Source organism: Collinsella aerofaciens, from assembly GCF_040910245.1.
Classification (GTDB): domain Bacteria; phylum Actinomycetota; class Coriobacteriia; order Coriobacteriales; family Coriobacteriaceae; genus Collinsella.
The window spans coordinates 93,324-107,970 of record NZ_JBDGAY010000003.1; the positions used below are offsets into that span (position 1 = coordinate 93,324).

Annotated in this window: 12 protein-coding genes; 3 read left to right on the top strand and 9 right to left on the bottom strand. The window is 59.7% G+C overall.

Features of this window, described 5'->3' with window-relative positions:
- Positions 1–67: 67 nt before the first annotated feature.
- From AB5Z20_RS02090 to AB5Z20_RS02125, 8 genes are all read right to left on the bottom strand, one after another.
- The gene (locus tag AB5Z20_RS02090; RefSeq protein WP_368156082.1) at positions 68–835 is read right to left on the bottom strand and encodes a mechanosensitive ion channel family protein; all 768 of its coding nucleotides are present in this window, start codon (positions 833–835) and stop codon (positions 68–70) included.
- Positions 836–1,132: 297 nt separating this feature from the next.
- A complete protein-coding gene (locus AB5Z20_RS02095) occupies positions 1,133–1,927 on the bottom strand; it encodes an ABC transporter ATP-binding protein (RefSeq protein ID WP_022093887.1) in 795 nt (264 codons plus the stop codon).
- Positions 1,920–2,843: an ABC transporter permease gene (locus AB5Z20_RS02100; protein ID WP_349114972.1), complete on the bottom strand. Its 924-nt coding sequence runs from the start codon at positions 2,841–2,843 to the stop codon at positions 1,920–1,922. The genes AB5Z20_RS02095 and AB5Z20_RS02100 overlap by 8 nt, the downstream gene beginning before the upstream one ends.
- Positions 2,844–3,047: 204 nt before the next feature.
- A complete protein-coding gene (locus AB5Z20_RS02105; RefSeq protein ID WP_368156083.1) occupies positions 3,048–4,028 on the bottom strand; it encodes an ABC transporter substrate-binding protein in 981 nt (326 codons plus the stop codon).
- 159 nt (positions 4,029–4,187) lie between these two features.
- Complete coding sequence (locus tag AB5Z20_RS02110; RefSeq protein ID WP_368156084.1) at positions 4,188–4,976, bottom strand: hypothetical protein; 789 nt, start codon at positions 4,974–4,976, stop codon at positions 4,188–4,190.
- Positions 4,977–5,226: 250 nt separating this feature from the next.
- A complete protein-coding gene (gene asnS, locus AB5Z20_RS02115; RefSeq protein WP_117635367.1) occupies positions 5,227–6,630 on the bottom strand; it encodes an asparagine--tRNA ligase in 1,404 nt (467 codons plus the stop codon).
- 136 nt (positions 6,631–6,766) lie between these two features.
- Complete coding sequence (locus AB5Z20_RS02120) at positions 6,767–8,701, bottom strand: acyltransferase family protein (protein ID WP_368156085.1); 1,935 nt, start codon at positions 8,699–8,701, stop codon at positions 6,767–6,769.
- Between the two features lie 234 nt (positions 8,702–8,935).
- On the bottom strand, positions 8,936–9,499 hold the full coding sequence (locus AB5Z20_RS02125; protein ID WP_368129915.1) for a PTS glucose transporter subunit IIA: 564 nt from the start codon (positions 9,497–9,499) through the stop codon (positions 8,936–8,938).
- A gap of 246 nt (positions 9,500–9,745) precedes the next feature.
- On the opposite strand from AB5Z20_RS02125, the gene AB5Z20_RS02130 reads away from it, so the two are divergent.
- Positions 9,746–10,645, top strand: a complete 900-nt coding sequence (locus AB5Z20_RS02130) for an alpha/beta hydrolase (protein WP_368156086.1) — start codon at positions 9,746–9,748, stop codon at positions 10,643–10,645.
- A 423-nt stretch (positions 10,646–11,068) separates the two neighbouring features.
- On the opposite strand, the gene AB5Z20_RS02135 is transcribed toward AB5Z20_RS02130, so the two are convergent.
- Positions 11,069–11,719: a GntR family transcriptional regulator gene (locus tag AB5Z20_RS02135; RefSeq protein WP_368156087.1), complete on the bottom strand. Its 651-nt coding sequence runs from the start codon at positions 11,717–11,719 to the stop codon at positions 11,069–11,071.
- A 254-nt stretch (positions 11,720–11,973) separates the two neighbouring features.
- Here AB5Z20_RS02135 and AB5Z20_RS02140 point away from each other — a divergent pair, with 254 nt between their 5' ends.
- Complete coding sequence (locus tag AB5Z20_RS02140; protein ID WP_117635364.1) at positions 11,974–12,750, top strand: dimethylarginine dimethylaminohydrolase family protein; 777 nt, start codon at positions 11,974–11,976, stop codon at positions 12,748–12,750.
- Positions 12,751–12,859: 109 nt separating this feature from the next.
- Positions 12,860–14,323, top strand: a complete 1,464-nt coding sequence (locus AB5Z20_RS02145; RefSeq protein ID WP_368156088.1) for a basic amino acid/polyamine antiporter — start codon at positions 12,860–12,862, stop codon at positions 14,321–14,323.
- Positions 14,324–14,647 lie beyond the last annotated feature (324 nt).

Here is a 14,647-nt window from a genome sequence, read left to right on the forward strand (position 1 = left end):
AACGATATAAACCATGGTACCACGATGCGAAACCACCACGAAGGTGCCTGTCCTCTTTGTGGTGGTTTTAGGCGATGATGGGGGCGATGGCGCGGATGCAGGCGTCGGCTGCAGTGAAAGTGGTGCTGTCGTCGCTGACGATAAAGATGATCTTGCCCTTGATGCCAAAGTCACCGATCTCGCTAAAGAGCACGTAGGGCTCCTTGTCAAAGCCCGAGATGGGAAGCACGGCGGCCTTAGTGGCGTCGGTGAGCTCATCTGCCAACGCGTCCAGTGAAGCCCACTTGGACGTGTCCTTGACCGCGACGGGCACGGCAACGCGTCCAAAGGGCATGAGGTGCACGAGCGTGTTCTTGGAGATGTTGGAGTTGGGGACGATGATGGTCTGCCCGCAGGCGTCCTCGATGGTCGTATGGCGCCAGGTGATGTCTTGGACCACGCCCGACACGCCGCCGACCTCGATATTGTCGCCGGGCTTGATGATGCCCATAAAGGTCACCTGCATGCCGCCGATAAGGTTTGACAGCGTGTCCTGAAAGCCGAGCGAGATGGCGATGCCGCCGACGCCAAGAGCGGCAACGAGGGCGTTTGCGTTAATGCCAAAGCAGTTGTCGAGGATAAAGCTGCCTCCGATCATCCAGATGACAGCGCGCGCGATGTTGATGAAGATGCTTGATGAAGGGAGTGGGTTATCGTCGCGGTTGAGCAGGTGGTACAGGGTCTTGGACGCGATCTTGGCGGCAACGGCGGTGCCGATGGCCAAGATACCTGCCCAGATGATGTTGTGGACCCATCGTTGTGCAAAGAAATGAAGAATTGGCTCAAACAATTCCATGTAGGGAAACCTCCTCATGATCGTTCAACCATGATACCCACCAAGAAGCCCGTCCGATCAAATTCGGACAGGCTTCTTGGTGGGTATAAGGTTTGCACGGCGGGGAAGAAATCTTCTCAAGGCAGTTTCCTTAGTTCTTGACCAGTGGTCCCTGCTGACGCTGGATTATCGACATGATATGCGAAAACCGCCGCAAGGGCGCCTGTCCCTTTGCGGCGGTTTTGACGTTTGTGCAGATAAAACCTGCCAAAATAAACCTGTCCCTCTTTGGCAGGTTTTTGGTGGTTTTCTAGGTCGTTAGCTCAGCAGCATGCGGTCGTTGGCGAGCTCGCCGCCCGAGACCTCCTCGAACTTCTGCAGCAGGTCGGCCACGGTGAGCGACTTTTTCTCGTCGCCGGCCACGTCGTAGATCACATGGCCCTCGTGCATCATGATCAGACGGTTGCCCAGGCGGATGGCGTCGTTCATGTTGTGCGTGACCATGAGTGTGGTCAGGTGGTTCTCGTCGACGATCTCCTCGGTCAGGTTGAGCACCTTAGAAGCCGTCTTGGGGTCGAGGGCCGCGGTGTGCTCGTCGAGCAGCAGCAGGCGTGGCTTGGTGAGCGTGGCCATCAGCAGGGTGAGTGCCTGGCGCTGGCCGCCCGAGAGCAGGCCGACCTTGGCGTTGAGGCGCGTGTCCAGACCGAGGTCCAAGCGCTTGAGCAGTTCAACGTACTCGTCCTTCTCGGCCTTGGTGACGCCCCACGAAAGACCGCGACGCTGACCGCGACGCTTGGCGAGGGCCAGATTCTCGGCAATCTGCATGTCGGCTGCGGTGCCGCGCATGGGGTCCTGGAACACGCGGCCCAGGTACTTGGCGCGCTGCGACTCGCTCAGACGCGAGATGTCGGTGCCGTCGAGCTCGATAACGCCCGAATCGAGCGGATACACGCCGGCGATCATATTGAGCAGCGTGGACTTGCCGGCGCCGTTGCCGCCGATCACGGTCACAAAGTCGCCGTCGTTAAGGGTGAGGTCGACGCCGGTGAGTGCGCGCTTCTCGGTGACGGTGCCCTTGTTAAAGGTCTTTTTGACGTGCGAGAGCTTAAGCATTTGCCTCATCTCCCCTCGTATAGGAGCTGCGGAGCTTGTAGCGCTCCCAAACCACGGGCACGCACAGGGCCACGGCAACGATCACGGCGGAGAGCAGCTTCATGTCGTTGGCATCCATACCCAGCTGCAGCACGATGGCGCGAATGAGGAAGTACACCACGGAGCCAAAGACGGCAGAGGCAAGACGGACACTAAACTGCGTCAGACCGCCGGGCAGCAGGCGGCCGAGCACCTCGCCGATAACAATGGCGGCAAGACCGATAACGATGGCACCGGTGCCCATGCCAATGTCAGCGTACTTCTGGCTCTGGCAGATGAGCGCGCCGGCAAGGCCGATGAGGGCGTTGGAGAGCACGAGGGCGATCATCTTGGTGGTGTTGGTGTTAACGCCCAGGGCGCGGATCATGTACTCGTTGTTGCCGGTGGCACGCAGCGCCGAGCCGATCTCAGTGCCAAAGAACCAGTACAGGATGGCGACGATGGCCACGGCCAGCACAATGCCCAGGATAATGGCAACAGTGGACTGCGGCAGGCCCGTCATGTGGCTGACGGATGAGAAGATGGTGCCCTTGGCAAGGATGGGCGTGTTGGATTTGCCCATGATGCGCAGGTTGATGGACCACAGACTGATCTGCGTAAGGATTCCGGCGAGGATTGCAGGAATCTCAAAAACGGTGGTCAAGATGCCCGTGACAGCGCCGGCGATGGCGCCGGCGCACATGCCGGCCAGCACGGCGAGCAGCGGGTCGACGTTATTGTTGACGATGAGCACGGCGCAAACACAGCCGCCGAGGGCAAAGCTGCCGTCGCAGGTCATATCGGGGATGTCGAGCAGGCGGAACGTGATAAACACGCCGAGCACCATGATGCCCCAGAGGACGCCCTGCGAAACGGCGCCCTGCAATGCAATGAGCATGCTTCATACCTCCTAGGATAGGGTGGACTCGTGATTTTCCATAATAGCGGTAACACTGCATAAAAGAGCTGCGGCCGGATGTTTTGTCTCATCCGTAACAAGCGGGGCGAACGCCGGTCTTTGGCGTCCGCCCCTGTGGCTCAGATATTGAATAGCACGGCAACGGCGCGAGTATGGGCCCTAGGCACATCGCCGCGCATGCCGCTACGCGTCCAGAGCGGAAAGGTCGATGCCCAGGGCCTCGGCCATTTCGTCGTTCTTGACGACGACCAGGTCCTTGCTCGAGAGGTGCTTGATCGGCATATCCTCGGGCTTGGCCTCGCCCTTCAGGATCTTGACGGCCATCTCGCCCGCGGCGTAGCCCAGGTCCTCATAGTTGATGGAGAGGGTGAACAGACCGCCGGCCTTGCACATGCCCTCCTCGCCGGTCACGAAGGGGAGCTTGTTCTCCTTGCAGATCTGGCCGACCTGCGAGGCACCCGCGGCGATGGTGTTGTCGGTGGGGGAGTACAGCGCGTCGACCTTGCCCACGGCAGACTCGACGACGGACTGAATCTCGTTGGAGCTCGAGACGGTGAAGTCAGTGTACTCGAGGCCCAGCTTGTTGAGCTCCTTCTTGGCGGCCTTGATCTGGATGTCGGAGTTGGACTCGGCGGTGCAGTAGAGCAAGCCGACCTTCTTAACGTCGGGCAGGACCTTCTGCATCATCTCGAGCTGCTCGGCGACCGGGGTGAGGTCGGAAGCGCCCGTAACGTTGGTGCCGGGCTTGTCGTTGTCCTGGACCAGGCCCGAGGCGGCGTAGTCGGTGATGGCGCAGCCAACGATGGGGATATCAGCGGTGGCGCCGGCGGCAGCCTGCGCGGCGGGCGTAGCGATGGCATAGATCAAGTTGACGCCGTCGCCTACGAACTTGTCGGCAATGGACTTACACGTGGACTGGTCGTTCTGGGCGTTCTTCTGGTCGATCTTGACCTTGAGACCGCTCTTCTTGATGGCCTTGACGAAGCCGTCGTTGGCGGCATCGAGCGCGGAGTGCTCGGTGAGCTGCAGAACGCCGATGGTGTAGTCGGAGCCGGCGGCAGCGGAGCCGGAACCAGAGTTGCCACCGCACCCGGCGAGCGGAGCGAGCGCGAGCAGGCCGGCGGAGACAAGAAGGCTCCTGCGGCTGATGGTGATGTCCTTCATATCATTACCCCCAGTATAAAAATGGCTGGAAACACTGCACTAGGAAAAAGTGCAAGTGGGACTATAGTAACGCCGATGTCCATTTTTACAATAACCTGGCGGGTTTTTTAATACTGAACCGGATGGGCGGTGCTGAGGAACGACGGACGGTAACGGGGCTTATGCTGCGGGTGCGGGGCTGTCTTCTTCGTCTAGCGCGGCAAAGAGTTTCTTGCCGTCGAGCAAACGCGTGCTGACGTTTCTCATGCGGCTGACCTCAACGGTGCGCAGGGTGTCGTCGGCGCCTCGGGTGTCGTAGACCGTTCCCAGCAGATACGAGACGCCATCGCGCTGCCTGATGGCAAAGGGCCGGACCGTCATCCGCACCACCTCGATTTCGCCTCGGGTCAGGACGTTTGAGATGTCAAAGCTGACAGTTGTTCCATGGTCGATGGCCTGTTCGACGAGCTCGCACGTGTCGATACGCTTGGCGTGCGAACGCGTTGTCTTGACGGGTGCGTCGTTGGCGGCCGGTGCCGGTTCGGGCATATCGAGATAGTCACGAACATCGGCGCTTGCCATGGCGACCAGGTGCTGTGCCATGCTCTTTCGAATGGCTATGGGCGTCGATCGGTTGCGCATGACCATGCCGTGGAGCCGTATGATCTCTTCATCAGTAAGCGGGCGGGTGAGGAGCCGATAGCCCACGCCGCGCTTATAGTCGATTTCGTATCCGGCGTGACGAAGTGCAGATATCGAGGTATAGATGCTGCGGCGTGCCGCCGAGATGGGCATGCGGGCGGGGTCGTTGGGATGGGCGAGGAGCTCGACCAACTCGTCGGAAAGCAGCGCCTTGTCCTCGCCGGTGTTCTCGCTCAAGAGCTGCAGGATGCGTACGGCGCGATAGGCTGCCATCGAGGCGGAGCCCCTGGTCGTGGTCTCGTAGTTTTCAACAACGGCTTCGGTCATAGCGCCCACGTCCTTTCCTTTTTTGGTGATGGCAGATCAGAGCCTAGGGTGCGGAGTCTGGCCAAGGACGCGTGACGCCTTGGACGGTCGATGGTTGCCGGCAAACGGCGGGTCGAGTTTTCAACAACCCTGCCTAACTGACCAAAACCTTGCCAAAAGCTTGACGGATGCTGTTGAAAAAAAGCGCCCCTCGGCTTGCCGAAAGGCGCTGGCGTGATGCGCTGGAACGCGTTTGGTGGCGCTATGGCGATTAGAAGTCGGCGTTGCCCACGGTGCGCGGGTGCGGCAGGACGTCGCGGATGTTGCCCACGCCGGTGAGGTACATCACCAAGCGCTCGAAGCCCAAGCCGTAGCCGGCGTGCTTGCAGGAACCGTAGCGGCGCAGGTCAAGGTAGTACTTGTACTGCTCGGGATTCATGCCCAGGTCCTTGATGCGGGCCTCGAGCAGATCCAGGCGCTCCTCGCGCTGGGAGCCGCCGATAATCTCGCCGATACCGGGAACCAGGCAGTCGGCGGCGGCGACGGTCTTGCCGTCCTCGTTCATGCGCATGTAGAACGCCTTGATCTCGGCCGGGTAGTCGGTTACAAAGGTCGGGCGCTTAAAGTGCTCCTCGGTCAGGAAACGCTCGTGCTCGGTTTGCAGGTCGATGCCCCAGCTGACGGGGTAGTCGAACTTGTGACCGGCGGCGACGGCCTGCTCCAGGATCTCGACGGCCTCGGTATAGGTGACGCGGGCAAAGTCGGAGTTGGCGACATGGTCCAGGCGCTCAAGCAGACCCTTGTCAACAAACTTGTTGAGCATATTGAGCTCGTCGGGGCAGGTGGCCATGACGTCCTTAAGGACGTACTTGAGCATGGCCTCGGCGTTATCCATGTAGTCGTTCAGATCGGCGAAGGCCATTTCGGGCTCAATCATCCAAAACTCGGCGGCGTGGCGCGTGGTGTTGGAGTTTTCGGCGCGGAAGGTGGGGCCAAAGGTGTACACGTCGCCAAAGGCCATGGCAAAGTTCTCGGCATTGAGCTGGCCGGACACGGTGAGGCTCGCATGCTTGCCAAAGAAGTCCTGGCTCCAGTCGACCTCGCCGGACTCGGTGAGGGGCGGGTTTTTGGGGTCGAGCGTGGTCACGCGGAACATCTCGCCGGCGCCCTCGCAGTCACTCGTGGTGATGATGGGGGTGTTGACGTAGACAAAGCCCTGCTCCTGGAAGAAGCGGTGGATGGCGGCAGCCGCGACAGAGCGGATACGGAACACGGCGCGGAACAGGTTGGTGCGCGGACGCAGGTGCTGCTGGGTGCGCAGGAACTCGACGGTTGCGCGCTTCTTCTGCAGCGGGTAATCCGGGGCGCTGACGCCCTCGACCTCGATGGAGGTGGCAGAAAGCTCGAAGGGCTGGGGTGCATCGGGGGTCAGCTTGACGGTGCCGGTGCAAATGAGGGCGGCCGAGACGTTTTGATGGGCGATCTCGTCGTAGTTGTCGAGCGCCTCGCGGTTCATGACGACCTGCAGGTCGCGGAAGCAGCTGCCGTCGTTGAGCGTAACGAAGCCAAAGTTCTTCATGTCGCGGACGGACTTGACCCAGCCGGCAACGGTGACGGTCTGGCCACCGAGCGACTCGGCATCGGCATAGAGCTGCGCGATTTTGGTGCGGTTCACGTATCCTCCCATAACGGTTGTACGGATTATTTCCAAACAGTTAACCATTCTAACCCGCGAGTGGGGGCGTAGCAAAACGTCAGGTGTGATGTATGGGCGTGACGTGGGCACCGCGCAAGCGCCGATTTTGCGTTGCCTAGTGCCCGCAGATGGCTTGGCGTATGAGGGCAGCGTAGGTGTCGATTCCCGCCTGGGTGAGGTGTGTGCCGTCGTCGACGAGGTATTCGCTGTGGCCCTCGGAGGCACCGTTCCAGTCGATGACGCCGGCGTTGCCGTTTTGAGCGCAGGCGTCGCGGATTGTCTGGTTATTGCGGTCCTGTAGCTCGAGCGGTACACGCACGGTCACAAAGTAGATGGGCTTGCCGCCCACGGCATTAATCACGTCCTGCACCTGCTGAGGGTCGCGGATGAGGCCGTTGGTGCCAAGCGCGCAGATGACCACGCTTGGATCGTAGTTGGCGATGTCCTGCGCGTAGACATCCTGGAAGGTGTAGAACTGGCGGCTCACCACGCCGTCGATGTACGCGTTGGGAAGCACCGCCTGAATGCCAGGTTGGGCACCTGCGGTGACCGAGTCGCCGATCATGAGCACGCGGGCGTCGCAGGTTCCGGTCGCCTCGTCGTAGGTAAAGCTCTTCCAGTCAAGGTTCTTCGGGACCTTTTCGGCGATAGGTCCCTCTTTGGGTTTTTGCTTGGCGGCGTCTTCGGATGCGGTGTCGCTGGGCTGGGATTCTTTACCGGATGCGGGCTCGGCGCCCTTGTCGTTGGCTCCGTTGTCCTGGGCGGAGGTCGCGTTCTGGGCAAGCTCGGGACGGAGTTGCTCGGCGCGGGCGGTGGCGATGCCTGCCCAGTCAAGCGGCGCGAAGGCAAGTGCGGCGACGCATACGGCGCCAAGCGCGGGGAGCACCATGGCGGGCGCGAGGACGTGCTTTCTTGCCGTGCTGTCCTGTTGGGCCGGCTTGCGGGACCAAGGACGTTCGACGAGGCGATAGAAAACCTCGGCTACCGCAAGGATCAGTACAAGCTGTAATACCTGCTCCCACCAGGCGATGCGGGTAGTGCGGGTTGCGGGGTTCATAAGAAGCAGTAGGGGATAGTGCACCAGATAGACCGAGAACGAGCGCTGGCCCAGCCAGACGAGCGGCTTGACCGACAATAGGCGACGCACGATGCACTCCGTATTCTGCACGCAGATGATAAGGAGCCCGGTGACGAAGGCAAACAGTAAAAAGCCGCCTCGGTAGAGCCAGGCGCTCTCTCCAGTCAGCATGAGCGCGCCGGCTATAATGGCAACGAGCCACGCGATAGAAATCGCGTTGACCTTTGAGATGCCCTTGTTGGCGCCGGGGATATGGATGTCACCGCTCAGCATCTCGCGCAGACGCGGCGCGGCGATGGCGGCTAAGGCTCCGCATAGAAGCTCGGCGGCACGGGCGTCGGTTCCGTAGTAGACGCGCGATGTGTCGGCGGTGGGATTAAACATGAGGACCATGGCTGCCGTCGATACAAGCGCGAATGCGATCGCGATGCCGATGGCGGTGTTGCGCGACCTGGTTTTGCTGCACAGCGCCATAAGGATGACCGGCCACACCAGATAGAACTGCATAGTGACGGCGCAGAACCACAGGTGCGTGAGCGGCGAGGGAAGCCCCGCGGCGGCGAAATACGAGACGTTGCGGAAGATGTAGAACCAGTTGCTCAAAAAGAGTGCCGATGGCAGGGCGTCCTGCTGCACCTTAGGGAGTAGGCTCGGGGCTGCGATGTAGGTGGCGATGGCGGTAAGCGCGATGGTCACGACGATCGGCGGGATCATGCGCGCAATGCGGCGGCAGATATAGCGCGGGTATGAGAATCCGCCGCGTGCCGTAGCCCGCATAATGCTTTTGGTGGCGAGATAGCCACTCAGCGTAAAGAAGAGTGTAACGCCCAAAAAACCGCCGGTCAGGCGGCTGGGGCGAAGGTGATATAGGACGACGCCGGCGATGGCGAGGGCGCGGAGCCCGTCGAGCGCGACGATGCGTTGGTAGCGTTGAGGCGCGGCATGTACGGCGTCCGTGGGTGTGTTTTGCATCGATCTTCCTCCAATGTCGACCTAGCAGTCTAGCGCTCTGCGCGGACAAAGGAAGGGGGTTCGTGCGGTTGAACAACATGCCGCGGGGCGATGCCTCGCTACGCAAAAGCCGCACCTGCGTTGATGCTCAGCTGCCTATATAGAAACGTTTCAGAACCTCTACATAGGCAAAAACAACAACACAGATGCGGCAAAGACGTACGGGTGGTTGAGCCTTTATGCGATGATGCTCGGCTACTTGGTCTTGGCAACCAGCAGCGGGTCGCCAAGCTTGACGAGCGGGTTGCCGCCGATAAGCGTTCCAGACTCGCCGACATGGTCGATGCTCTTAAGACGATCGAGCTCGGAGACGATGACGGTCACGATGTCCTCGTGACCAGCGGCCTTAATGGCCTCGCGGTCGAAGCTGATGAGCGGCTGGCCTGCCTTGACCACATCGCCCATCTCGACAAAGCGGGCAAAACCCTTGCCGTTCATTTCCACGGTGCCCAGGCCAACATGGATGAACACGCGAAGACCGTCCTCGGTAATCATGCCGATGGAGTGGTTGGTGACGGTGGTGGCGCCGATACGGCCGTTGGCGGGGGCGTAGATGGTGCCGGTAATTGGTTCGATGCCGTAGCCCTGACCGAGCATGCCCGAGGCGATGGTCTCGTCGGGAACTTCACTCAGATTGACGAGCACGCCGTTGACGGGAGCGTAGATGACGCCTTCGCGGGTGGCGAAGCTTGCTGCGGGCGGAACGGACGCCTCGCCCGACGAAGTGAACGTGGACTTGAGCGAATCGAGCAGACCCATAGATGCCTCCAACGTATCAGGCGCGCATGTTGCACGCGTGTGGTTTGCCGGAAACGTTTCGTACGTGTTTCCCAGCACGGTCAGCGCCCCTATTTTACGCTGCCCAACGATACCTCTGAACAGCGATTTTGTGATATATCAGTTGAAGGCCAACTTATTGCGGGGGTGTTTCTGCGCCACGGGCTCAAGTGGGGTACGCTAAGGTGCGAAAAACGAGTGCGCATAATCTGCGCGAAGGGAGCACATATGATTGTCGAGAACCATGCGCTGTGGGGCGAGGAGCCGACCGAGGATTATCCGGCGACGTTTACGTATCTGGGTGCCGAGCCGCTGCCCGACAAGCCCAATGGCCGCCGCCCCGCGGTGATCATCTGCGGCGGAGGCGGGTTTACGCATATCGCTCCGCACGAGCAGGACCCGGTGGCGTTTGCATTTTTGGACCGCGGCTACCAGGCCTTTGTGCTCAACTATGTGACGAGCGCCACGGGCGACGTGAGCTTTCCGCATCCGCAGGCGGACCTCGCCAAGATGGTCGCTACCGTGCGCGCCAACGCCGACGAGTGGCATGTCGATCCCAAGCGCGTGTGCATCGTGGGTTTCTCGGCGGGCGGCATGATCTGCGCCTCGTTGGCAACGCAGTGGAAGACCGGACCCTTCGCGGGCCTTGCCGGGGCTCGTCCGGAGGATATTCGTCCCGACGCCGTGGTGCTGGGCTATCCGTTGCTCGACCTTGCCTATGTGCGCGATATGCAGACGCGCGACCCGCGCATCGACCTGCGCGTGCCCAAGACGGGTGGCAAGACGGGGCGCGATTTGCTCAACGACTATCTGTCGATGGTGACGGGCGGCGAGGCGACCGATGAGCACCTGACCGACATTTGCCCTACCACGCACGTTTCGCGCCAGATGCCCCCGACCTTTGTGTGGGGCGTGTCCGACGACAAGACGGCGCCGATCGCGCAGGTCTACCCGTTTGCGCAGCGCATGGCCGAGGAGGGTGTTGCATGCGAGATGCACGTCTTTGACCAGGGTGGCCACGGCCTTTCGCTTGGCAACGCCAATACCGCGGTCGACAACGAGGACAAGCAGGTTTCCGTCCGTCCCTGGATCCGCCTGGCCTTCCGCTTTCTGGAGCGCCATCTGTAAGAGGACGGACATCCCCTCAATAACTTGCGGTGAAATAGCCCCTATTTAAGGTCTCAGCCAGCCCAAGCAGGAACTATTCCACCGCAACTTTGTTTTTGATGCCCCGCCCGGAAACTGTGTCCCGGTTTTGCCCTCGAAGGCGGGTTGCAGTTTCCCATAGGGCCTCGACTGGGAAAGCGCGTCCCGTTTCGAGCGGGGATTCCGGGATGCATTTTCCGCAAGAGGCTTGTTTGGGAAACCATATCCCGTTTCGAACCAGAATTCTGGGACGCAGTTCCCCCGAGAGGCCTCATCGGGAAACGGTATCCCGGAATTCGCCCGGATGGTGGGATGCGCTTTCCAAATGATCCCTCGGAGACGGAGGAAAACGGATCTTTTTGGGCGGCGGTGCCAAGAATTGGTCCGCTACCGCCCGCTGCTTTCCTACCAAACGGTGAACTGGGCGTTTTCTCTGTTCCAATGGACATCGCGAACGTAGTCGCGCACGCCCGTCGCATCTCGTGCTTCGAACAACTCAAGAATATGGGCATGTTCGCTGTTGGCTTTATTGAGCAGTTTGCACGCCGTCTCTTGGTCGACAGTCTCGTAATCGCGCTTGATAAAGCAGCGCTCGAGTTGCGAGATCATGTCGCGCAGACGGTCGTTGCCGCAGCGGTTGAAGTACGTAAGGTGAAAGTCTCGCTGAATATCGTCGTACTTTCGGATAAGACCGCCTTGGATCGCAAGGTCCATGGAGCCGACGAGAAATTTAAGCTGCGTAATGTCATCGTCGGTTAGGTTTGGGCAGGCGAGGTACGCCGCCTGCCCGTCCAGCGGCCCCATGATCTCGAAGACTTCAACGGCGTTTTGCTGATCGAACCCGCGGACACGGAATCCGCGGCGGGGGAGGTTGTCCAGATAGCCATCGCTTGCCAGCTGGATGAGCGCTTCGCGAACCGGCGTGCGCGACACGCCCATGGCATCGCAGATCGCTTGCTCGCTCAAACGGTCGCCGGCGGACAACTCGCCGGCGTCAATGCGGCTCGAAATGTAGTCGTATACGTGGTCCTTCAGGGGCCTTCTGAGTGTTTCCATGAACGTATATCCTTTAACTGTATATTTTTAAAACTAAATACATTTCACTTGAATAGCTCAGTTGAATTATAGAACGACCAGTTAAATCATGCTACTTCGTGCCGAAACGTGAGAGTACGCTCACCGAGAAATATCTACCGTTCATGATTGTATACAATATACAAAACAGGAAAACCGCCCTATGATTAAGCCATCGAAAGGAGGGCGGACACAAGGAAGTTCGCCCTCGGCTAGGAGATCCAAGGAGGATCATCATGACCAAGTTCAGCCACGTTATCATCCGTCGTCCCGGCAAGTCCCTGAGCAATGGCATCACGAGCGCACCCGAGCTTGGCCAGCCTATCTACGAGCGCGCCATTGAGGAGCACTACGATTATGAGCATGCGCTCGAGCAGTGTGGCGTGGACGTGTCGGTGCTGCCTGCCCTCGAGCAGTATCCCGACAGCTGCTTCGTCGAGGATCCGGCCGTCATCACTCGCTGCGGCGCCATTATTACCAACCCCGGTGCCGACAGCCGCAACGGCGAGAAGGACGAGATCGAGCCAGTCGTCCGTCGCTTCTTTGACGACGAGCATGTCAAGCACATTGTTTCTCCCGGCACGCTCGACGGCGGCGACGTCATGATGGTCGGCGATCATTTCTATGTCGGTCGCTCCGCTCGCACCAATGAAGAGGGCATTCGCCAGTTCTGCGAGATTCTCGAGGGCTGGGGCCTCGAGGGTTCCGAGGTTCCGCTGGAGGAGGTCCTGCACCTCAAGACGGGCGTCAACTACATCGAGGACAACAACATGCTCGTCTCCGGCGAGTTCATCGATAAGCCCGACTTTGCCCAGTACAACAAGATTGTCGTGCCCGAGGACGAGGCCTATGGCGCTAACTGCATCTGGGTCAACGGTACGGTCATCGTTGCCGAGGGCTATCCGACCGTGCTCAAGGCCGTGCAGGATCTGGGCTACAAGACGCTCGTCGTCGATACCTCCGAGTATCGCAAGGTCGACGGTGGCCTTTCTTGCCTGTCACTGCGCTTCTAACGCGATAGCTGTAACAGTCTGATGATCGCTTGACCGATGGCCCGGCACCCGATTCGGGACGTCCGGGCCATCTTTTGTTCGATCACATGATGAAGGGGGTGCACATACAATGGCCTCTAAAGCTCAAAACGATGAGATTATCGACCCTAATGGCCTCGATCTCTTTCGTCTGACCATGATGGTCATTACCGCCAGTATTTGTGGCGGTATCTTTTCTCTCGCCGGCGATATGGCAGCGGGCGGAGCCAATACCGGTGCGGTTATCGTCTCGTGGGGAATTTGTTTTATAGGCGTCTTTGCGTTGATGATGGTGTTCAACGGTCTATCTCAGGCTCGTCCCGACTTAACCGGCGGCATCTATGCATACGCTGCGGCAGGCTTTGGCGATTACATTGGTTTCAACTCCGCCTGGGGCTACTGGATCAGCGCATGCCTTTCCAACGTGAGCTTTGCTCTCTTGCTGTTTAGCGCACTGGGCTATTTCTTTCCCGCGTTTGGTGCGGGCAACAATCTGCTTTCCATCATCTGCGCCAGCGTATTTCTATGGTTCCTTACCGCTCTTGTACTTCGTGGCGTCAAGGAGGCCGCGGGCATTAACACGATCGTCACGTTGGCAAAGCTGGTGCCGCTGGGACTCTTTGTTCTGAGCATTGTGCTCCTGGGTAAGTTCAACGTCGATATCTTTATGGACAACTTCTGGGGAGAACCAGCTGGTCCTGGGTTTGGTGAGCAAGTCGTCTCGACCATGATCGCCCTTGTCTGGGTCTTCACAGGCATCGAGGGCGCTGTCGTCATCTCGGGCCGTGCAAAGTACGTGCGTGACGTCGGTCGCTCGACGGCACTCGGATTTGCTGCCGTGTTCACGCTGTATCTGATTATCTCGATGCTGTCGCTTGGCATTATGCCGCGCGAGGAGATGGCACAGCTCGCAACGCCTTCTATGGCGGGAATTCTTGAGCGCGCAATCGGTCCTGTTGGCGCTGCCATCGTAAACCTTGGCGTTATTCTCTCGTTGGTCGGCGCGATGCTGGGCTATGTCATCATTGCATCCGAGACGCCGTTCGAGGCAGCGCGCCAGGGATCCTTCCCTCTGGCGTTTGCCAAGACGAACAAGCACGACGCCCCGGTGGTAACGGTTCTCGTGAGCTCCGGTATCACGCAGCTCTTCTTGATTGTGTCGTATGTGGCGGCGAGCACCTACCAGTTCTTCTATAGCTGCGCGGTTAACACGATTCTGGTTCCGTACGTGTGCTCGGCAGCCTACTACATGGTGATTGGCTGGAAGAACGAACATCTGGACGGGCCGCATGCGCCAAGCGTCGGCAAAGCCCGCTTCTTCGGTACACTCGGCTTTATCTACACGTTGTTCCTGGTGTGGTCGACGGGTCTTCAGGGCGTTATGATCACGACGATTCTTTTTGCTCCGGCCATTCCCGTCTATATGCTGGGTGAGCGAGGCCGCGGTAAGCCGGTGCTTCCGCATCTGCACGACAAGCTGATCGCAGCGGTGGTCATTGTCGTGGCAATTATTTCGCTGTTTCTGCACTTTGCCGGCATTGCGCCGATTGTCTAGGACTGCGGCAAGCTTCATCGCCTGGTAAGCCGACTGAGGCATCGCGTGCCGGTGCCGTTCGGTAATCCATAACTGACGTGGCCCTCTGTAGCGTACCTTTGTGAGCGCCCACTAAACCCGCGCAGGTGACTACGGTTGCCTGCGCGGGTTTTTGCAGTTGCGGTGAAATGCTGCCGGCAGCTGGGGACGTTCCTATTGCCGGCACTCCGGGACACTCCTTGGATGTTCCGCATACAACGGAGGAAAGCGGATGATTTTGACGAGGGGCGGGCGGCTGATTCGGTCCTCGGGGAAACCGCGTCCCGTTTCGGGCGCAGATTCCGG

Excerpts from the sequence above, each read along its gene's own strand:
- AB5Z20_RS02090 (WP_368156082.1), bottom strand. The coding sequence starts at position 835 with ATGGAATTGTTTGAGCCAATTCTTCATTTCTTTGCACAACGATGGGTC.
- AB5Z20_RS02095 (WP_022093887.1), bottom strand. The coding sequence starts at position 1,927 with ATGCTTAAGCTCTCGCACGTCAAAAAGACCTTTAACAAGGGCACCGTC.
- AB5Z20_RS02100 (WP_349114972.1), bottom strand. The coding sequence starts at position 2,843 with ATGCTCATTGCATTGCAGGGCGCCGTTTCGCAGGGCGTCCTCTGGGGC.
- AB5Z20_RS02105 (WP_368156083.1), bottom strand. The coding sequence starts at position 4,028 with ATGAAGGACATCACCATCAGCCGCAGGAGCCTTCTTGTCTCCGCCGGC.
- AB5Z20_RS02110 (WP_368156084.1), bottom strand. The coding sequence starts at position 4,976 with ATGACCGAAGCCGTTGTTGAAAACTACGAGACCACGACCAGGGGCTCC.
- AB5Z20_RS02120 (WP_368156085.1), bottom strand. The coding sequence starts at position 8,701 with ATGCAAAACACACCCACGGACGCCGTACATGCCGCGCCTCAACGCTAC.
- AB5Z20_RS02125 (WP_368129915.1), bottom strand. The coding sequence starts at position 9,499 with ATGGGTCTGCTCGATTCGCTCAAGTCCACGTTCACTTCGTCGGGCGAG.
- AB5Z20_RS02130 (WP_368156086.1), top strand. The coding sequence starts at position 9,746 with ATGATTGTCGAGAACCATGCGCTGTGGGGCGAGGAGCCGACCGAGGAT.
- AB5Z20_RS02135 (WP_368156087.1), bottom strand. The coding sequence starts at position 11,719 with ATGGAAACACTCAGAAGGCCCCTGAAGGACCACGTATACGACTACATT.
- AB5Z20_RS02140 (WP_117635364.1), top strand. The coding sequence starts at position 11,974 with ATGACCAAGTTCAGCCACGTTATCATCCGTCGTCCCGGCAAGTCCCTG.
- AB5Z20_RS02145 (WP_368156088.1), top strand. The coding sequence starts at position 12,860 with ATGGCCTCTAAAGCTCAAAACGATGAGATTATCGACCCTAATGGCCTC.